The 18,222-nt window shown below is 71.7% G+C and carries 17 protein-coding genes and 1 pseudogene; 11 read left to right on the top strand and 7 right to left on the bottom strand.

Translation table 11 applies throughout. From position 1 onward, the window contains the following. Positions 1 to 15 precede the first annotated feature (15 nt). The 4 genes from ACFVYN_RS11235 to fabF all read left to right on the top strand — a co-directional run bounded on the left by ACFVYN_RS11235 (position 16) and on the right by fabF (position 3,637). Positions 16 to 939, top strand: coding sequence for an ACP S-malonyltransferase (locus ACFVYN_RS11235; protein ID WP_389995803.1), 924 nt, complete (start codon positions 16 to 18; stop codon positions 937 to 939). Between the two features lie 16 nt (positions 940 to 955). Beyond that, positions 956 to 1,951 carry a ketoacyl-ACP synthase III gene (locus tag ACFVYN_RS11230; protein ID WP_389995800.1) on the top strand — a complete coding sequence of 332 codons (996 nt, stop codon included), beginning with the start codon at positions 956 to 958 and terminating at the stop codon, positions 1,949 to 1,951. 80 nt (positions 1,952 to 2,031) lie between these two features. Further along, a complete protein-coding gene (locus tag ACFVYN_RS11225) occupies positions 2,032 to 2,280 on the top strand; it encodes an acyl carrier protein (protein WP_160504853.1) in 249 nt (82 codons plus the stop codon). 85 nt (positions 2,281 to 2,365) lie between these two features. Next, on the top strand, positions 2,366 to 3,637 hold the full coding sequence (gene fabF, locus ACFVYN_RS11220) for a beta-ketoacyl-ACP synthase II (protein WP_389995797.1): 1,272 nt from the start codon (positions 2,366 to 2,368) through the stop codon (positions 3,635 to 3,637). Positions 3,638 to 3,715: 78 nt separating this feature from the next. Here fabF and ACFVYN_RS11215 read toward each other — a convergent pair whose 3' ends face one another. After that, on the bottom strand, positions 3,716 to 4,210 hold the full coding sequence (locus ACFVYN_RS11215) for a DUF3145 domain-containing protein (RefSeq protein WP_359032652.1): 495 nt from the start codon (positions 4,208 to 4,210) through the stop codon (positions 3,716 to 3,718). Between the two features lie 252 nt (positions 4,211 to 4,462). On the opposite strand from ACFVYN_RS11215, the gene ACFVYN_RS11210 reads away from it, so the two are divergent. After that, positions 4,463 to 5,347 (top strand): SGNH/GDSL hydrolase family protein, encoded by an 885-nt coding sequence (locus ACFVYN_RS11210; RefSeq protein ID WP_389995793.1) that lies wholly within the window; start codon positions 4,463 to 4,465, stop codon positions 5,345 to 5,347. 10 nt (positions 5,348 to 5,357) lie between these two features. Next, positions 5,358 to 6,329 carry an aldose epimerase family protein gene (locus ACFVYN_RS11205; RefSeq protein ID WP_389995790.1) on the top strand — a complete coding sequence of 324 codons (972 nt, stop codon included), beginning with the start codon at positions 5,358 to 5,360 and terminating at the stop codon, positions 6,327 to 6,329. A gap of 73 nt (positions 6,330 to 6,402) precedes the next feature. Here ACFVYN_RS11205 and ACFVYN_RS11200 read toward each other — a convergent pair whose 3' ends face one another. Then, positions 6,403 to 8,835 carry a glycoside hydrolase family 3 protein gene (locus ACFVYN_RS11200; RefSeq protein WP_389995787.1) on the bottom strand — a complete coding sequence of 811 codons (2,433 nt, stop codon included), beginning with the start codon at positions 8,833 to 8,835 and terminating at the stop codon, positions 6,403 to 6,405. 104 nt (positions 8,836 to 8,939) lie between these two features. Between ACFVYN_RS11200 and ACFVYN_RS11195 the strand changes: the two genes are divergently transcribed. Continuing rightward, on the top strand, positions 8,940 to 9,521 hold the full coding sequence (locus ACFVYN_RS11195) for a TetR/AcrR family transcriptional regulator (RefSeq protein WP_389995784.1): 582 nt from the start codon (positions 8,940 to 8,942) through the stop codon (positions 9,519 to 9,521). 3 nt (positions 9,522 to 9,524) lie between these two features. On the opposite strand, the gene ACFVYN_RS11190 is transcribed toward ACFVYN_RS11195, so the two are convergent. Together ACFVYN_RS11190 and ACFVYN_RS11185 are read right to left on the bottom strand one after the other, a co-directional pair. Then, the gene (locus ACFVYN_RS11190; protein ID WP_389995781.1) at positions 9,525 to 9,848 is read right to left on the bottom strand and encodes a YrdB family protein; all 324 of its coding nucleotides are present in this window, start codon (positions 9,846 to 9,848) and stop codon (positions 9,525 to 9,527) included. An 11-nt stretch (positions 9,849 to 9,859) separates the two neighbouring features. After that, on the bottom strand, positions 9,860 to 10,249 hold the full coding sequence (locus ACFVYN_RS11185; protein ID WP_389995778.1) for a RidA family protein: 390 nt from the start codon (positions 10,247 to 10,249) through the stop codon (positions 9,860 to 9,862). Between ACFVYN_RS11185 and ACFVYN_RS11180 the strand changes: the two are divergent. Together ACFVYN_RS11180 and ACFVYN_RS11175 are read left to right on the top strand one after the other, a co-directional pair. Then, positions 10,248 to 11,257 (top strand): annotated as a pseudogene (locus ACFVYN_RS11180) (LysR family transcriptional regulator). The gene ACFVYN_RS11185 and the pseudogene ACFVYN_RS11180 overlap by 2 nt on opposite strands. A 75-nt stretch (positions 11,258 to 11,332) precedes the next feature. After that, positions 11,333 to 12,580, top strand: coding sequence for a pyroglutamyl peptidase (locus ACFVYN_RS11175; protein WP_389995775.1), 1,248 nt, complete (start codon positions 11,333 to 11,335; stop codon positions 12,578 to 12,580). Here the strand turns inward: ACFVYN_RS11175 and ACFVYN_RS11170 are convergent. Both ACFVYN_RS11170 and ACFVYN_RS11165 read right to left on the bottom strand, forming a co-directional pair. Then, positions 12,528 to 13,010 carry a GNAT family N-acetyltransferase gene (locus tag ACFVYN_RS11170; RefSeq protein WP_389995772.1) on the bottom strand — a complete coding sequence of 161 codons (483 nt, stop codon included), beginning with the start codon at positions 13,008 to 13,010 and terminating at the stop codon, positions 12,528 to 12,530. The two genes, ACFVYN_RS11175 and ACFVYN_RS11170, sit on opposite strands and share 53 nt — an antisense overlap. Beyond that, on the bottom strand, positions 12,994 to 13,815 hold the full coding sequence (locus ACFVYN_RS11165; protein ID WP_389995769.1) for an EI24 domain-containing protein: 822 nt from the start codon (positions 13,813 to 13,815) through the stop codon (positions 12,994 to 12,996). The genes ACFVYN_RS11170 and ACFVYN_RS11165 overlap by 17 nt, the downstream gene beginning before the upstream one ends. Before the next feature lie 172 nt (positions 13,816 to 13,987). On the opposite strand from ACFVYN_RS11165, the gene ACFVYN_RS11160 reads away from it, so the two are divergent. Beyond that, positions 13,988 to 16,519: a M14 family zinc carboxypeptidase gene (locus ACFVYN_RS11160; protein WP_389995766.1), complete on the top strand. Its 2,532-nt coding sequence runs from the start codon at positions 13,988 to 13,990 to the stop codon at positions 16,517 to 16,519. A gap of 15 nt (positions 16,520 to 16,534) precedes the next feature. After that, a complete protein-coding gene (locus ACFVYN_RS11155) occupies positions 16,535 to 17,686 on the top strand; it encodes a serine hydrolase domain-containing protein (protein ID WP_389995764.1) in 1,152 nt (383 codons plus the stop codon). 74 nt (positions 17,687 to 17,760) lie between these two features. On the opposite strand, the gene ACFVYN_RS11150 is transcribed toward ACFVYN_RS11155, so the two are convergent. After that, on the bottom strand, positions 17,761 to 18,183 hold the full coding sequence (locus tag ACFVYN_RS11150; RefSeq protein WP_389995761.1) for an organic hydroperoxide resistance protein: 423 nt from the start codon (positions 18,181 to 18,183) through the stop codon (positions 17,761 to 17,763). Positions 18,184 to 18,222 lie beyond the last annotated feature (39 nt).

Here is an 18,222-nt window from a genome sequence, read left to right as displayed (position 1 = left end):
AGAGAGAGTGTGAGAGTGCTCGTACTCGTCGCTCCCGGCCAGGGCGCCCAGACGCCCGGCTTCCTGACCCCCTGGCTCGAACTCCCCGGTGCCGCGGACCGCGTCGCCGCGTGGTCCGACGCCATCGGACTGGACCTCGTCCACTACGGCACACAGGCCGACGCGGACGCCATCCGCGACACCTCCGTGGCCCAGCCGCTGCTGGTCGCGGCCGGGATCCTGTCGGCCTCGGCCCTCGGTGCCCTCGTCGACATCGCCCCCGGCGCGGTGGCCGGGCACAGTGTCGGTGAGATCACCGCCGCCGTCTTCGCGGGCGTGCTGGACGACATCGCCGCCCTCACCCTCGTACGCAAGCGGGGTCTGGCCATGGCCGACGCCGCCGCGATCACCGAGACCGGCATGTCGGCGCTGCTCGGCGGGGACCCCGAGGTCTCCGTCGCGCACCTGGAGAAGCTGGGCCTGACCCCGGCGAACGTCAACGGCGCCGGGCAGATCGTCGCCGCGGGCACGCTGGAGCAGCTCGCCGTCCTGAACGAGGACAAGCCCGAGGGTGTCCGCAAGGTCGTCCCGCTGAAGGTCGCCGGCGCCTTCCACACGCACCACATGGCCCCCGCGGTCGACGCGCTGGCCAAGGCCGCCGCCGATCTGGCGCCGGCCGACCCGACGCTCAGGTACGTCTCGAACAAGGACGGCCGGACCGTCGCCACCGGCGCCGAGGTGCTGGAGCGGCTGGTCGGCCAGGTCGCCAACCCGGTCCGCTGGGACCTGTGCATGGAGACCTTCAAGGAGCTCGGCGCCACCGCGCTGATCGAGGTCTCCCCCGGCGGCACGCTGGTCGGCCTCGCCAAGCGCGCGCTGCCCGGTGTGAAGACGCTGGCCCTGAAGACCCCGGACGACCTCGACGCTGCTCGCGAGCTCATCGCCGAGCACAGTGCCTGAGAAGGAGCACGAGAGCATGTCGAAGATCAAGCCCAGCAAGGGCGCCCCGTACGCGCGCATCCTCGGTGTCGGCGGCTACCGCCCCACCCGGGTCGTGCCCAACGAGGTGATCCTCGAGACGATCGACTCGTCCGACGAGTGGATCCGCTCGCGCTCCGGCATCCAGACCCGGCACTGGGCGAACGCCGAGGAGACCGTCGCCGCGATGTCGATCGAGGCGTCCGGCAAGGCGATCGCCGACGCCGGGATCTCCGCCGAGCAGATCGGCGGCGTGATCGTCTCGACGGTCTCGCACTTCAAGCAGACCCCGGCCGTGGCGACGGAGATCGCCGACAAGCTGGGCACGGACAAGGCCGCCGCGTTCGACATCTCGGCGGGCTGCGCGGGCTTCGGCTACGGCCTCACCCTCGCCAAGGGCATGATCGTCGAGGGCAGCGCGGAGTACGTCCTCGTCATCGGCGTGGAGCGGCTGTCCGACCTGACCGACCTGGAGGACCGGGCCACGGCCTTCCTGTTCGGCGACGGCGCCGGCGCGGTCGTCGTCGGTCCGTCGAAGGAGCCCGCGATCGGCCCCACGGTCTGGGGCTCCGAGGGCGACAAGTCCGAGACGATCAAGCAGACCGTGGCGTGGACCGAGTACGACTCCTCGGGCAAGTTCCCGGCGATCACTCAGGAAGGCCAGGCGGTGTTCCGCTGGGCCGTGTTCGAGATGGCGAAGGTCGCCCAGCAGGCGCTGGACGTGGCCGGGATCAGCCCGGACGACCTGGACGTCTTCATTCCCCACCAGGCCAACGAGCGGATCATCGACTCGATGGTGAAGACGCTGAAACTGCCGGAGCACGTCACGGTCGCGCGTGACGTGCGCACCACCGGCAACACCTCGGCCGCCTCGATCCCGCTCGCGATGGAGCGGCTCCTGGCGACCGGTGAGGCGAAGAGCGGCGACACGGCGCTCGTCATCGGATTCGGGGCGGGTCTCGTCTACGCCGCCACTGTCGTTACCCTCCCCTAGGCACTCCGTGCCGGACCACCCGGTCCGGGACGGGAAGCACTGCCAACCCCCTCTGAACCAGAAAACGAAGGAGCGCCACCATGGCCGCCACTCAGGAAGAGATCGTCGCCGGTCTCGCCGAAATCGTGAACGAGATCGCCGGCATCCCGGTTGAGGACGTCCAGCTGGACAAGTCCTTCACCGACGACCTGGACGTCGACTCGCTGTCCATGGTCGAGGTCGTCGTCGCCGCCGAAGAGCGCTTCGACGTCAAGATCCCGGACGACGACGTCAAGAACCTCAAGACGGTCGGTGACGCGACCAGCTACATCCTCAAGCACCAGGCCTGAGCCACTGCTTGGGCCGGACGCTGACCGGCCCCGCCACCCGGCGGTGGCGCCGCTTAATCCTCGTACCGTTGGAGAAAGATTTCCCGTGAGCCCGACCAATCGCACCGTGGTCGTCACCGGTATCGGCGCAACCACACCGCTGGGTGGCGACGTAGCCTCTACCTGGGAGGGCCTGGTCGCCGGCAAGTCCGGCGTCAAGCCCCTGGAGCAGGACTGGGCCGCCGACCAGGCGGTCCGTATCGCGGCGCCCGTCGCCGTGGAGCCGACCGAGGTCATTCCGCGGCCGCAGGCCCGACGCCTCGACCGTTCGGCGCAGTTCGCGCTGGTCGCCGCCAAGGAGGCGTGGGCCGACGCGGGCTTCGAGGGCAAGGCCGGTGAGGACCAGAACGTCGACCCGGACCGCCTCGGCGCCGTCATCGCCTCCGGCATCGGCGGTGTGACGACCCTCCTCGACCAGTACGACGTGCTCAAGGAGAAGGGCGTCCGCCGCGTCTCCCCGCACACCGTGCCGATGCTGATGCCCAACGGCCCGTCCGCCAACGTGGGTCTGCTGGTGGGCGCCCGCGCGGGCGTGCACACCCCGGTCTCCGCGTGCGCCTCGGGCGCCGAGGCCATCGGCTACGCCATCGAGATGATCCGCACCGGCCGCGCCGACGTCGTCGTCGCGGGTGGCACGGAGGCGGCGATCCACCCGCTGCCCATCGCCGCGTTCGGCAACATGATGGCGATGTCCAAGAACAACGACGACCCGCAGGGCGCCTCGCGTCCCTACGACATCGCCCGGGACGGCTTCGTCCTCGGCGAGGGCGCCGGTGTGATCGTCCTGGAGTCCGCCGAGCACGCCGCCAAGCGCGGTGCGCGGGTGTACGCCGAGGCGGTCGGTCAGGGCATCTCCGCCGACAGCCACGACATCGTGCAGCCCGAGCCGGAAGGGCGGGGCATCTCGGCCGCCCTGCAGCACCTGCTCGACAACACTGACCTGAACCCGGCGGAGATCGTGCACGTCAACGCGCACGCCACGTCGACCCCGGCCGGTGACATCGCCGAGCTCAAGGCGCTGCGGAAGGTGTTCGGGGACGACGCCGACCACATGGCCGTGTCCGCCACCAAGTCGATGACGGGTCACCTGCTGGGTGGCGCGGGCGGCGTGGAGACGGTCGCGACCGTACTCGCCCTGTACCACCGGGTGGCTCCGCCGACCATCAACGTCGAGAACCTCGACCCGGAGGCGGAGGCCAACGCCGACGTCGTCCGCGGCGAGGCCCGCAAGCTGCCCGTGGAGGGCCGTATCGCCGCGCTGAACGACTCGTTCGGCTTCGGCGGGCACAACGTCGTACTGGCGTTCCGTACGGTCTGAGGACCGTCTGTACGCAACGGAAGGGCCCCCACCGGCCGGTGGGGGCCCTTCACATGTACGAGGGAGTTGTACGGGGACTCACACCACCTGGTGCAGCCAGCGGACCGGTGCGCCCTCGCCGGCGTACCTGAAGGGCTCCAGTTCGTCGTCCCAGGGTTTGCCGAGGAGCTTGGCCAGCTCGGCCTCCAGGTCCGTCTCGCCGCGCTGCGAGCGGGTCAGGGCCGCGCGCAGACGGTCCTCCGGGATCAGGATGTCGCCGTGGATGCCGGTGACGGCGTGGAAGATGCCGAGCTCCGGGGTGCAGCTGTAGCGCTCGCCCTCCGCGGTGGGGCAGGGCTCGGCGGTGACCTCGAAGCGCAGCAGGTGCCAGCCTCTGAGGGCCGACGCGAGCTTGGACGCCGTGCCCACCTCGCCCTTCCAGGAGAACTCCGAGCGCCAGGTGCCCGGCGCGGCCGGCTGCCGGATCCAGTCGAGGCTCACGCGCGTGCCGAGCACCCCGGCGACGGCCCACTCGACGTGCGGGCACAGCGCGCGCGGCGCGGAGTGCACGTACAGGACTCCACGTGTCGTCACCGGGACCTCCGGGCTGAGCGGGACAGGTCTTGCCGGCCGGCGATGGCGGTGATGCCGACCGGCCACGTTGATGGCGAGGCTACCGTGCGGGGGCGCAAGGAGTGTGACGTACCGTCGGTCCCGGTGCCCGGAAACGCCCGCCATTCACCCGGCAGGACGCTAGTACGGGTGTCGATCGTTCCCTCGTGGCCCCCCGGGAACTCCCGTGCGTTGTTATGAGAGGACCACCATTTCACGAGGGGAACACCACGGATGCGCAAGCAGGGCCACCGCTCGCGGGCCGTCGTCGCCGTCCTGACGGCGGCTCTTGTGGGCGTCGCCGGCTGTGACGCCGTGGGCGGCGACTCGGCGGGACCGACCCGGAAGGCGAAGACCTCACCGACGCCCACCCCGGCGTGGGACACCAGCCCGGGCTCGGTCGCCGCCGTCGGTGACTCCATCACCCGTGGCTTCGACGCCTGCGGGATCCTGAAGGACTGCCCCGACGTGTCCTGGGCCACCGGGAGCAGTACGCAGGTCGATTCCCTGGCCGTGCGGCTGCTGGGAAGGGCGAAGGCACCCGGGCGCAGCTGGAACTACGCGGTGTCCGGGGCGCGGATGGCCGATCTGCCGGCCCAGATGACCCAGGCGGCCTCGCGCACACCCGCCCTGGTGACCGTGATGGTGGGGGCCAACGACGCCTGCCGGGACTCGACGGCGGCGATGACGCCGGTGTCCGACTTCCGTGCCGGTTTCGAGGACGCGCTCGGCGTGCTGCGCAAGTCGGCGCCCAAGGCGCAGGTGTACGTGGCGAGCGTGCCGAACCTCAAGCGGCTGTGGTCCGAGGGCCGTACCAATCCGCTGGGCAAGCAGGTGTGGAAGCTGGGCGTGTGTCCGTCGATGCTGGCCGACGCGGACGCCCTGGACGCGGCGGCGACCGAGCGGCGGGACACCGTGCAGGAGCGGGTGGAGGCGTACAACGCCGTACTGAAGGAGGTGTGCGCCAGGGACGAGCGGTGCCGGTACGACGGGGGCGCGGTGTACGCCTACCGGTTCGGCACCGACCAGGTCAGCCACTGGGACTGGTTCCACCCGAGTGTGAACGGACAGGCGCGGCTGGCGGAGATCGCATACCGCAAGGTCAGGTCCGTGTCCTAAAGTTCCGCACATGAACGAACTCATCGCCACACTTCCCGACGGCCGACCGGTGCACCGCTGGACCCTGGAGCGCGCGGGTGTCCGCGTGCGGATCCTGTCGTACGGCGGGATCGTGCAGTCGGTCGAGGTCCCGGACCGGGACGGCCGGACGGCGGACGTGGTGCTGGGCTTCGCCGGGCTCGAGGGGTATCTGGAGCACCCCGGTCCGTATCTCGGCGCCTTCGTCGGGCGGTACGCGAACCGGATCGCGGGCGGCCGCTTCGAACTGGACGGGGTGACGTACGCGCTCGCGCCCAACAACGCGCCCAACTCCCTGCACGGCGGCGAGAACGGCTTCGACAAGCGGGTGTGGGACATGGAGCCCGCCGGCGAGCACGGGGTGCGGCTGAGCCGGGTCAGCCCGCACGGCGAGGAGGGCTTTCCGGGGCGTCTGGAGGTCTCGGGGACGTACAGCCTGGACGAGTCGGGTGCGCTGCGGATCGCGTACGAGGCGGTCACCGACGCGCCGACCATCGTGAACCTGACCAACCACAGCTACTTCAACCTGGCCGGGTCCGGGAACGCGGGCGGGCACGAACTGCGGATCGACGCCTCGCGGTTCACCCCGGTCGACGCGGATCTGATCCCGACCGGGGTCGAGGAGGTCGCGGGCACCCGGTTCGACTTCCGGCAGTCGCGCAAGGTGGGCGCGGGCTACGACCACAACTTCGTGCTCGACAAGGGGATCACCGAACAGGCCGTCGAGGTCGCCGAGTTGTACGACCCCGCGTCCGGGCGGCTGCTGACCGTCGCGACCACCGAGCCGGGGCTCCAGCTCTACACCGCCGACCACCTCACCGAGCCCTTCGCGCCCGGCGACGGCATCGCGCTGGAGACCCAGCACTTCCCCGACTCCCCCAACCGCCCGGAGTTCCCGAGCACGGTGCTGCGGCCGGGAGAGACCTACCGCTCGGAGACGGTCTACGGATTCACGAGCCGGTAGACACACACGAGCCCCGGCCCAGGGGTCAGGTCCCGGGCCGGGGCTGCTCATGAGAGGGCTGTGCCCACTGCGATCAGACGTTAATCGTCGCGGTGACCCTGCGGTCCCCGATCGAGCGACCCACCTGGATTTCGTACGAACCCTTCACATACGACCACGATGAGGTCTTCTCGTCCCAGATCTCGAAGGCCCGGCGCGGGATCTCCACGGTGACCTCGACGCTCTCGCCGGGTCCGGCCTCGGTCCCCGCGAATCCGGCGAGCCGGCGGGCCGGGCGCTCGGCGTCGCGTTCGGCGGGCGCCAGGTAGACCTGGACGACCTCGCGGCCCGCGCGGGCGCCGGAGTTGCGCAGCCGGACCCGGACGGTGGTGCCCCGGACCTCGACGGACTCGTAGGTCCAGTCGGTGTAGCCGAGGCCGTGGCCGAAGGGGTAGGACGGCGTGCGGCCCTCCCTCTCCCAGGCCGTGTACCCGATGAACACGCCCTCGTCGTAAGGGAGTTCGCCACCCTCCGGAGCGACCCTGGTGACCGGGGCGTCGGCCAGGGCGCCCCAGGTGGTCGGGAGGCGGCCGCCGGGCTCGTGGGCGCCGGTCAGCACGTCGGCGAGGGCCGCGCCGCCCTCCTGGCCGGGGAACCAGCCGAGCAGGACGGCGGCGACGTCCTCGCGCCAGGGCAGCTCCACCGGGGAGCCGGAGTTGACGACCACGACGGTGTTCGGGTTGGCGGCGGCGACCGCGCGGACCAGCTCGTCCTGGCGGCCGGGCAGCGCGAGGTCACCGCGGTCGTAGCCCTCGGACTCGACGCGCTCGGTGGTGGCGACCACGACGACGGCCGTGTCGGCGTTCCGGGCCGCCTCGACGGCCTCGGCGATCAGCTCGTCGGGGTCGCGCCGCGGGTCCTGGTGGGCCAGGGAGAACGTGACGACCTTCATCGGGACGTCCTCGGGGATGGCGACGACGTAGGTCAGGGAGACCTCGACCGGTTCGCCGGCGGTGAGTTCGACCTGGGCGCGGGGCTCGGGGGCGCCGAAGAAGGAGATGAAGGGATCGTCCTTGTCGGTGCGCTGGACGTCGTCGTAGTGCGTCGTGCCGTCCACGACCAGGGTGAAGGCGCCGAGTCCCTTGATGCCGAAGGTGTGCGGGCCGCTCTCGCGCGGGGTGAAGGTGCCGGTGAGCTCGACGGTGTGCAGCCGGTCGTGGGTGACGCCCTCGGGGAGGTCAGAACCCATCCACTGGATGTGGCCGTTGGCAACGGACGCCGTGCCGATGACGTTCCCGTCCTCGTCCCGGCAGACCGCGCGGAGGTCGAACCCCTTGTCGGCGACGGCGAGTTCGGTGTTGGGGTCGGCGCCGACGGCATAGGTGAGGGTGCCCTCGGGGAGGGCCGCGGTGAGGCCGTCGAGCGGGGAGACGACGCGGTCCGGGAAGACGGTGGCGGAGCCGCCGCCGAGGACCCGGGCGTCGCGGGCGGCGGCGCCGATGAGGGCGACCGTGCCCTCACGGAGGGGCAACGCGCCCTGGTTGCGGACCAGCACGAAGGAGCGGCGGGCGATCTCGCGGGCCAGTTCGATGCCGTCGACGGTGTCCGGGAGCTCGGTGACCACCGGCTCGGCGCCGTCCAGGATGCCGACGCGGGCGGCGAGCCGCAGCACGTTGCGTACGGCCGTGTCGACCGCGCCCTCCTCGACCTCACCGTCCCGCACCGCCTGGGCGAGGGCCTCGCCGTAGACGGTCGTCGGTCCTGGCATGGCCACGTCGAGGCCGCCCTCGATGGCGCCCTTGGTGGAGCGGGCGGCCATCCAGTCGGAGACGTTGTACCCGTCGAAGCCCCATTCGCCGCGCAGGACTTCGTTGACGAGGTGATGGTGCTCGGTCATCGTCGTGCCGTTGACCGTGTTGTAGGCGGTCATGATGCCCCACGGGTGGGCGTTGGCGACGATGTGCTCGAAGGGCGCCAGGTAGAGCTCGCGCAGGGCGCGTTCGGAGACCAGGTTGTTCACCGTGAAGCGGTCGGTCTCGGCGTCGTTGGCGACGAAGTGCTTGACGGTGGTGCCGACACCGCCCTGCTGTACGCCGCTCACGTACCCGGCGCCGATCCGCCCGGTCAGGTAGGGGTCCTCGCTGTAGGCCTCGAAGTGGCGGCCGCCGAGCGGGGAGCGGTGGAGGTTGACGGTGGGGGCGAGCAGGACGTGGACGCCCTTGCGGCGGGCCTCCTGGGCGAGCAACGTGCCTGCCCTGCGGGCGAGTTCGGGGTCCCAGGCGGCGGCCAGCGCGGTCGGGGAGGGCAGGGCGATCGACGGGTCGTCGGCGCTCCAGCGCACACCCCGGACGCCGATCGGGCCGTCGGACATGACGAGGGAGGCCAGGCCGATCTCGGGGAGCGCGGGCAGGGTCCACATGTCCTGGCCTGCCAGGAGCCCTGCCTTGGCGTCGAGGTCGAGCGCGGCGAGTGCCGCCTCGACGGCCGCCTCGCGGGCCTGGTCGCCGGGTTCCTCGGGTGCCGCCATGGCGGTGCCTCCTCGTTGAAGTCCGTGCGGGTCCTCTCATCGTGCATCGATTACCTGGCGAGCGGTAGGTTTCGTTATCCGGCTGTTACATTCAGCTTCTCGGGATGTCGTACGGTGACGCCATGAGCGCCAGGACCAGAAGCGAGGAACGCCGGGCCGAGATCGTCCGGGCGGCCCTGGAGGTGATCGCCGAGCGCGGTTACCGGGGCGCGAGCCTGGCCGCGGTGGCCGAGCGGGTGGGCCTGACCCAGCAGGGGCTGCTGCACCACTTCCCGACGAAGGACGCGCTGCTGGTGGCGGTGCTGGAGGAGCGGGACAAGTGGGACGCGGTGCCGAACGGCAGCTGGCGCGTCGACCTGCTCGCCTCACTCGTCGAGTACAACGCGATGCGGCCCGGCATCATCCAGACCTTCTCGGCGCTGCTCGGCGAGAGTGTGACGGAGGGGCATCCGGCGCGGGAGTACTTCACCGACCGCTACTCCCGGGTGCGCGCGTCGATGGCGGTGGCCCTTCGCACGGAGTACGGCGACCGCCTCCCGAACGGCCTGAGCCCGGAACGCGCCGCGCCGCTGCTGGTCGCGGTCATGGACGGCCTGCAGTACCAGTGGCTGCTGGACCCGGAGTCGGTGGACATGCCGGGGGCGTTCCGGGACTTCCTGCGACTGCTGGGCGAGCCGGCGGAGTGAGGGTCACTGCCTCCAGGCGACGGCAAGTGTCTTGCTCACCACGCAGACGACGGCGAGGGCGAACGCCCAGACGTGGGCTCCGGCGGCGAAGAGGCCGAGCGCTCCCGCCCCGAACCAGAACACCTCGAAGCCGACGCGGCCGGCGCCCCTGGTCTTGTACTTCGCGCGCGGTGAGCCGAACAGCGCCCACAGGGCGACGAGTACGGCGGGTGCGGCGAGGCCCAGCAGCCAGGACGCGCCGACGTCCTGGGTGAAACCCCAGTACGCGGCACCCGCCAGGGCGCCGAGCTCGATGAGGAAGAGAACACCCGAGTTGGCTGCCTTCATGGGCGGCAGTATCACCCGGCCGCCGGCACCGCTGCCACGACCTCGACCTCGATCCGCGCCTCGGGGCGGAAGAGCCGGGACACCTCGAAGGTCATGCTGGTGGGCGGGGTGCCGGTGAGGAACTCCCGCCGTACGGCGCCGTACTGCGCCAGCTCGGAGATGTCCGTGAGGTAGGTACGGATGTTGATGACGTCGGCCAGGCTCGCCCCGTGCGCCGCCAGCAGCGCGGCGAGGGCCTCGAAGACGCCCCGGGACTGTTCGGCGAGCGTGGCGCCCTCGGCGATCTGGCCGGAGAGGAACAACAGGGCGCTGCCGTCGGCCTGGTCGACGCGGGCGACCTGGGAGTAGTAGGGGCTCAGGGGCTGGGGCGCTCCGACGGGGTTGTCCAGGGTGATCCGCATGCCGTCGACGCTAGGCCCGCCCTTGCGGTGCGACAAGCGAATGTCCAGCATGGCTGCCATGCCGAACCCGCATCGCACGGACCTCCCTCCCGACCTGGCCACCGTCTGGCTGCGGGTCTTCCTGGAGGTCGCCCGGCACGAGTCGTTCACCGTGGCCGCGCGCACGCTCGGCTGGACGCAGTCCGCGGTGTCCCGGCAGATCTCCTCGCTGGAGGGGGCGTTGGGCGGGGCGCCGCTGTTCGACCGGCTGCCGCGGGGCGTCCGGCTGACGGAGGCGGGGCGGGTGCTCGTGCCGTACGCGCAGACCGTCACCGGGGCGCTGCACGGGGCGGCGCGCGAGCTGGCGGCACTGCGTGAAGTGGCGGGCGGGCGGCTGCGGTTCGGCGCGTTCCCGACGGCGGACGCGGCACTGGTCCCGCACGCCCTCGGCGCCTTCCGCACCCGCCATCCGGGCGTGCGGGTCGCCCGCGAGGAGGGGCTCACGCCGTCCTTGCTGGACCGGCTCACCGGGGGACGGCTGGATCTCGCGGTCGTCTCCACGACCGGCGGGGCGCAGCTGTCGGCGTACGAACTGCGCCATCTGCTCGACGAGTCGCTCTACGTCGCCGTCCCGGCCGGCCACCCGCTGGTGGGCGCCGGTCCCGTCGGCTGGGCCGGCTCGCGGACGCCGACTGGATCTCCGGGAGCCCGCGGCCCGAGGGCACGCTGCTCGACGCGGCCCTGCGGCAGGGCTTCCGGCCGCGGATCGCGCATGTCGTCGGCGAGTGGACCGCCAAGCAGGGCTACGTCGCCGCCGGACTCGGCGTGACGCTGGTCCCGGCGCTCGCCGCGCAGGCCGTACGGCCCGACGTCATACTTCTCCCGGTGCTCGACGAAGGGGCTCCAGCGCGAGCCGTGTACGCGGCGACACCACGGGGGCGGTCACCCTCACCGGCCGTTGAGGCGTTCGTGGGAGCACTGCGCGAGGCGGCGGGGCGGATTCCCCGCACGTCGCCCCCCATGGCGTAGACCACTTCCGTCACGCGATACTGCCGTCGTCCGGCACCACTCGCGCCCCACAGCGACGGAAGGACCTGAACTCCCTTGAGCCCCCTACGTGTTCGGATCGGCATTCTCGGACTGGCCCTGCTGGCGGGGTCGGCGGCCCCGGTGAGTCCGGCGGCGGCCACGGACGCGCCCTCGCCCACGGTGGAGGAGCGGCGGCTCGATCAGGCCGTGCCTCGGGAGATCCTCGAACGGTCCGGATTCGACGCCGTGCCGCCGCGCTTCACGCGGGCGCTCGGGTCGGCGCGTTCCTACGCGGAGGCGCGGAAGGTCGTCGTGCGGCAGGGGTCCGCGCTGTGGAAGCGGGCCGTCGACCGGGCGCAGGGGCGGGGGCCGGCCGGCGGGGATCTGAGCCGGGACGACGACCGGCCGCTGTACTGGGCGCGGTTGGCGATGACACGTGAAGTGCGCACCTGGGAGGCGCCGTTCGGGTTGTCGGCCGCGCAACGGACCGCTCTGCTCGACGAGTTGGAGCGGACCTCGCGGGGACAGACATCCGTGCGGTACGCCGGTGGTCACCGGCTGAAGCGGGTGCTCGTCACCGGGTTCGATCCGTTCACGCTGGACCGGGACATACGGATCTCGAACCCGTCCGGGGCCAGTGCGCTCGCGCTCGACGGGACGGTGATCCGGACGGCGAACGGGCCCGCGCGGGTGGAGACCGTCGTGTTCCCGGTGCGGTGGCAGGACTTCACGGACGGGACCGTGGAGCGGGCGCTGCGGCCGTATCTGAAGCGGGTGGACCTCTTCACGACCGTGAGTCAGGGGCGGGTCGGGCGGTTCGACGTCGAGCGGACCAACGGGGCCTGGCGGGGCGGGTTCGCGGACAACGACAACGTCGGGGTGACGGGGGTGGTGCCCGATTCCGATCCGGGCTCGCAGCCTCAGTGGACGACCACGACACTGCCGTACAAGGCGATCGTGGACGCGGACACCGGGCGATTCCCCGTCTACGACCACACGAGCGTGACCGAGATCCCCGCGGGCGGGACCGGGCCTGTCGTGCGGCCGGACGGACCCACACCGGGGTCCTCCGCGCGGGCCGGGGGCGGCGGGGACTATCTCTCCAACGAGATCGCGTACCGGGTCACGCTGCTGCGGGACCGGCTGGGGCTGCACGACGTACTGCCGGGCGGCCATGTGCACACCCCGGTGCTGGAGTTCGGGGCGGGGAACACGGACCCGGCGACGGGGACGGTGACCGACCCGGGGTTCGTGCGCAACCGGCTGGACATCATCGCGCAGGTGCGGGGGATTGTGACGGTCGCGGTGGAGAAGGCCACTTGAGGTAGGTCGCCGTCTCCGTGAAGTCCAGGCGGCGGTAGAAGTCGGCCGCCCTGCGTGTCGGCACGGTCATCTCCACGTCCTGGGCGTGCCGCGCGCGGTCCTGCATGGCCCGGACGAGCCGGGAGCCCGTGCCGCGGCCGCGCAGGGGCGTGTCCACGGCGAGTTCGAGGAGTTCGAGGACCGTGCCGCCCGCGAACAGGGTCGGCATCCGGGCCGCGTAGGCGTAGCCGATCACCTGGGTGTTCCGGTCCGCCACCAGGAACTCGGCGCGGCCCTCGGCGGCGGCGCGGAGGGCCTCGGGAAACGTGACGGTCGTGAAGCGGTCCGGGTCGGGGCGATAGGTGGTGGCGAAGTCGCCGAGGAGGCGGAAGACGGCGTCCGCGTCCGGCACGGTCGCCGGGCGGACCGTCGTCTCAGGTTCCGAGCTCACCGGACACGGACGCGTCGTCGGACTCGTCGGACCCCTCCGGCTCCTCCGCCCCGTCCCGTGTCTCCTCCTCCAGCAGGTCCCGTGCCATCAGCGTGGCCCCCGCCACCGCGCCCGGCATCAGGAACACCGCGACGAAGGGGACCACGAAGGCCAGGGCGAGCGGGGTGCCGAAGCCCCAGACGAGGGTCTTGCGGGAACGCAGGAGGGTCAGGCGGGCCCGGAGGTCCACGCCTCGGCGTTGGAGGGCGACCGCGGTCAGTTCCTCGGTGAGGAAGAAGCCCGTCACGAAGAAGCCGAGCACCGGGACCACCGTCTGGCCGACGAGGGGGACGAAACCCAGGGCGAAGAGCAGGACCGCCCACAGCGCGGCCCGGATCACGATGCGCAGGCTGTCCCTCGCCGAGATCCACAGCTCGCGCCAGAGGGGCAGACCGGACTCGGGGGCCGTGCCGTCCGGGGAGACGTCCCGGTCGACCTTCTCGGAGAGGTTCTCGTAGAAGGGCTGGCCTATGAGGAGGGTGACCGCCGTGAAGGTCAGGACCGCGAGCAGGAGGGCCAACGCGAACAGGACCGCCGTGAGGAAGCCCCGGAACAGGCCCTGCCACGGGCTCGACCAGTCGTCGGCGAAGGGTGTCGCCCAGGACACCCCGTCCTCGCCCCAGGTCGCCAGGGCCACCAGTGCCGCCACGTACAGCACCAGGGTGATCAGGCCCGGGACCAGTCCGAAGCCGTACTGCTTGCCGTGCCGGGCCACCCACCGCTGGCCCTTCAGGAGATAGTGGAACCCCGCCCCGAGATCACGCATGTCCCGCACCCTATCGGGTGCCTCCGGAACTGCGGAGACGGCCTTGTGCCCGGCCCGGACACCCGAGTTGCGCCATCCGGGGCATCAGCGCCACGAACTCCCTCTTGTTGCGGTTGAGTCGAACAGGTACATCTCGCCGTACCGATCTCAGGAAGCCCAGGAGGAGGTACGCGTGCACACCACGAGAACCGTTCCTGCGAGACCCGTGCTGCTCATCGCCCTCACGAGCGCACTGCTGCTCACCCCCGACAGCGCGACCGCGGACCCCGAACCCCCGATCCGCGAGAGCGCCGGCGACCAGGGCCCGGCCCGGGCCCCGGAGAGCGCCACCCGACGAGCGCTCACCGCCCCGACCACCGGCTTCACGGACACCACCCGCGGCTATCCCCGCGAGCAGGTCCTCACCCCCGATCCCGTCAACGCCGCGGACAAGTCCGTCAAGCTGGGTCTCACGCCGTACCATGCGATCGCGCCGAGGCTGAACGCCCTGCAGCGGCTGGGCGACCGGGTGAGCGTGGAGGTCGCCGGGCGTTCGGCGGGCGGGCACCGGCTCTACCTCGTCACCGTGACCTCCCCGGAGACCACCGCCCGGGCCCGCGCCCAGGAGCGGATGCGCGAGCTCATCGAGAACGCGCCCGCGACCGCCGCCAAGTCGAGGGAGATCAAGGCGGATTACAAGGCGCCGGTCTTCTTCAACAACAACATCCACGGCAACGAGTGGGAGGGCACGGACGCCTCCCTGAAGTTGATCGAGCAGCTCGCGACGGCCAAGGACGTCCGCACCAAGGACCTTCTCGACCATTCCCGCCTGTACTTCAACATCACCGCGAACCCCGACGGCCGTATCGCCGGAACCCGGGCGAACGCCAACGGCTTCGACCTGAACCGGGACTTCGTGACCGCCTCGCAGCCCGAGACGCGGGCGATGCGGCAGATCGAGATCGACAAGCAGCCGGCCGTGATGCTCGATCTGCACGGGTACGTCAACGGCACGCTCATCGAGCCCACCACTCCCCCGCACGGCGAGAACTACGAGTACGACCTCTTCCTGAAGAACACCTACGCCAACGCGCTCGGCATGGAGGCCGCCGTCAACGGCCTCGGTTACACCCCCGCCAAGGACGGTGTCGAGCCCGCGCAGATCCCCTTCCGGGACCAGGAGGAGGGCTGGGACGACTGGCCGCCGATCTTCACCCCGCAGTACGCGGCCTTCCACGGCGCGGTCGCCGCGCACACGGTCGAGATCCCGCTGGCCGTCAACAACTCCCTCTACGACAGCCTGCCCGTGGCGGAACTGCGGCGCCGGTCCGCGGTCAACACGGCGGTGACGGGCGCGGCCATCAGGGCGACACTCGACTTCGTCCGGAACAAGCGGAGTTCGCTGATCGCCGACCAGATCGAGGTGTTCCGGCGCGGGGCTGCGGGGGCCGCTCAGGTGCCGGTGTCCGCGGAGACGGTCCCCGGGGTGCCGGGCATCGGCCCGGAGGACGTGTACACGACCGGCTTCCCGCGTGCGTACGTGATTCCGGCCGGTACGACCGACACCGCCGCCGCCCGTCTGGTCGACCACCTCCTCGCCAACGACGTCCGCGTCAGCCGCGCGAGCCGTCAGTTCCGGCTCGGCGGACGGACGTATCCGAAGGGCTCCTACGTCGTCGACATGCGCCAGCCGAAGCGGGGCTTGGCGAACGTGCTGCTCGCGGACGGCAGGGACATCAGCGACAAGGTCTCCGTGATGTACGACATCTCGGGCTGGAGCCTGGGCCGGCTGTGGGGCGCGACGGTCACACCGGTGACGTCCGGGAGCCTGGCCGGTGCGCCCCTGACGCGGGTCCGGGCCGCCGCCCACGCCGGTCACGTCGCCCCGCGCGGCGACCTGCGGCTGCGGCTGACCGACCCGCAGGAGATCGCGGCGCTCAACTCCCTCCTCCAGCGAGGCGTTTCGGTACGACGGGCCGCCGACGGCAGCGCGATCGTGCCCGCGTCGGCGCGTGCCCTGGCCGCCGAGGCCGCTCGCACCTACGACGTGGTCTTCGAGGCGACGAGACAGAAGGGAACGGCCGAGTTGCGCCGCACCCGGGTGGCCGCCGCCGTGACCCCCGGCGAGCTGTTCGCGCTGCGGGAGATGAACTTCGAGGTCACCCCGGTCTCGACGGCCGTACTGAACGCCGGCTTCGACTGGTCGTCGGTGGACGTGCTGTTCGTGTCGGCGGGGCTGGACCGCGACGCCCTCACCAGCGGCGCCCGCAGCGCCCTGGACGCCTTCCTCGGTGCCGGGCACGGGCTCGTCGGGCGCGGGGTCGTCGGGGCCGGGCTGAGCGCGGACACGGGGCTGCTCGCCGCGAAGCCGGTGGAGGGCAACGGGGACGCCAACGGCGTGGTGCGCGTGCTGAATTCGGGCCCGGTGACGGCCGGGGCGCCGGACTTCGGCTTCGTCTACGCGCCGGTCTGGTTCACCGGCCTCGGGCCGGGGGTCCGGGTCGAGCAGTCGTACACCACCGGGAACCCGCTGGTCTCCGGGCACTGGCGGTCCCTGCCCGACGGCTCGGGCGGTCCCGCCGCCGCGGCCGGGCGGGCCTCGGTCGTCAGTAGCCCGCGAGCCGTCCTGTTCGGCACCGAGCCCCTCTTCCGGGACCATCCGAAGGGGGAGTTCGCCCAGGTCGGGCGGGCATTGTTCACCATGGCACACACGAGCAGCGGCTGAGGTTGAGGAGAGCGGATGACGCAGGAGATCCACGGCACCGTCGCGGACGGCTTCGAGGCGGTGCGCGAGGAGTTCGCCGCTTTCGTGGCGGGCGAACGGCCCGACTACGAGGGGCAGTTGAGCGCTTTTGTGCACGGCAGGCGGGTCGTCGACCTGTGGGCCGGTGAGGGCGTCGGACCGGACTCCCTGTACGGCGTGTTCTCGTCGACCAAGGGTGCCGCCCATCTGGTGGTCGCGCTCCTCGTCCAGGAGGGCACGCTGGAACTGGACCGCAAAGTCACCTACTACTGGCCGGAGTTCGGCGCCGAGGGCAAGGGCCAGCTGACGCTGCGGGAGCTGCTGGCGCACCGGGCCGGGGTGGTGGGCCTGGACGCCGGGTTCTCCGCGCAGGAGCTGGCGGACGACCGGGCGATGGCGGAACGGCTCGCGGACCAGAAGCCGTTCTGGCGCCCCGGCACGGCCTTCGGCTACCACGCGCTCGTGATCGGCGCGCTCACCGGTGAGATCGTACGGCGGGCGACGGGCCGTTCGCTCCAGGAGGTGTACGAGGAGCGGATCCGGGCGCCGTACGGGCTGGACTTCCACCTGGGGCTGCCCGAGGCCCTGGAGCCCCGGTACCGCTCCGTGCAGCCGATGGCCCCGACCGCCGAGCAGCAGGCCCTGCTGGACGCGGCGCCGGCGGGTCCGCACACCCTGACCGCGATCGCCTTCAACCAGCAGGTGCCGGAGCCGGAGGGCCTGATGGATCACGCCAACTCCCGTGCGGTACGCGCGAAAGGCCCGGCGTCGGCGGGTGGAGTGGCCGCCGCGCAGGGCCTGGCCGGGATGTACGCGGCGGCGATCAGCGAAGTCGCCGACCGGCCGCCCCTGTTGAAGCCGGACACCATCGCGGAGGTGGGCCAGATCCACTCCGTGGGCTACGACCTGGTGACCCGTGCGCACAAGTCCTACGGCCTGGGCTTCCAGGCCACGGCCGACATGTGGCACCCCTTCCTGGGCGCCGGTTCCTTCGGCCACAGCGGCGCCGGGGGCTCCCAGGCCTTCGCCGACCCCCGCAGCGGTCTGGCCTACGGGTACACCCGCCGCAGGATGGCGTTCCCGGGAGGGGCGGCGCCGGAGAACGAGCGGTTCGTGGGAGTCGTACATCAGGCGGCTCTTGCCGTGTGAGCCGCAGGGCATGAACGGAGGCGGCACCCCACGTCCAGGGGTGCCGCCTCCGTCTGTACGACCAACGAGCTCCGTCAGGCGAGGGTCACGGAGATGTTCCCGCGGGTCGCCTTCGAGTACGGGCAGACCTGGTGGGCCTTCTCGAGGAGGGACCGGGCCGTGACCGCGTCGAGGTGCGGGAGGGTCGCCGAGATCTCGACGATCAGTCCGAAGCCGTCGGCGTTCTTGCCGATGCCGACCTTCGCGGTGACCGTCGAGCCGGAGATGTCGGCCTTCTCCTGGCGGGCGACGACGCCGAGGGCGCCCTGGAAGCAGGCGCTGTAACCGGCGGCGAAGAGCTGTTCGGGGTTGGTGCCGTTGCCGCTGCCGCCCATCTCCTTGGGTGGGGCGACGACCACGTCGAGCCTGCCGTCGTCGGTGGCGACCCGGCCCTCGCGGCCGTTCTCGGCGATGGCGACGGCGGTGTACAGGACGTCGGACTGCTGGATTTCCGGCATGCGGTTGTCTTCCTCCTCGGTCCGCCGCGACTCGCGCCC

This window comes from Streptomyces sp. NPDC058307, assembly GCF_042880295.1.
In the GTDB taxonomy this organism is placed as follows: Bacteria; Actinomycetota; Actinomycetes; order Streptomycetales; family Streptomycetaceae; genus Streptomyces.
This window is presented reverse-complemented; position numbering and strand designations above follow the sequence as displayed.

Excerpts from the sequence above, each read along its gene's own strand:
- ACFVYN_RS11230 (WP_389995800.1), top strand. The coding sequence starts at position 956 with ATGTCGAAGATCAAGCCCAGCAAGGGCGCCCCGTACGCGCGCATCCTC.
- ACFVYN_RS11225 (WP_160504853.1), top strand. The coding sequence starts at position 2,032 with ATGGCCGCCACTCAGGAAGAGATCGTCGCCGGTCTCGCCGAAATCGTG.
- ACFVYN_RS11210 (WP_389995793.1), top strand. The coding sequence starts at position 4,463 with ATGCGCAAGCAGGGCCACCGCTCGCGGGCCGTCGTCGCCGTCCTGACG.
- ACFVYN_RS11205 (WP_389995790.1), top strand. The coding sequence starts at position 5,358 with ATGAACGAACTCATCGCCACACTTCCCGACGGCCGACCGGTGCACCGC.
- ACFVYN_RS11200 (WP_389995787.1), bottom strand. The coding sequence starts at position 8,835 with ATGGCGGCACCCGAGGAACCCGGCGACCAGGCCCGCGAGGCGGCCGTC.
- ACFVYN_RS11195 (WP_389995784.1), top strand. The coding sequence starts at position 8,940 with ATGTCGTACGGTGACGCCATGAGCGCCAGGACCAGAAGCGAGGAACGC.
- ACFVYN_RS11190 (WP_389995781.1), bottom strand. The coding sequence starts at position 9,848 with ATGAAGGCAGCCAACTCGGGTGTTCTCTTCCTCATCGAGCTCGGCGCC.
- ACFVYN_RS11185 (WP_389995778.1), bottom strand. The coding sequence starts at position 10,249 with ATGCGGATCACCCTGGACAACCCCGTCGGAGCGCCCCAGCCCCTGAGC.
- ACFVYN_RS11165 (WP_389995769.1), bottom strand. The coding sequence starts at position 13,815 with ATGCGTGATCTCGGGGCGGGGTTCCACTATCTCCTGAAGGGCCAGCGG.
- ACFVYN_RS11155 (WP_389995764.1), top strand. The coding sequence starts at position 16,535 with ATGACGCAGGAGATCCACGGCACCGTCGCGGACGGCTTCGAGGCGGTG.
- ACFVYN_RS11150 (WP_389995761.1), bottom strand. The coding sequence starts at position 18,183 with ATGCCGGAAATCCAGCAGTCCGACGTCCTGTACACCGCCGTCGCCATC.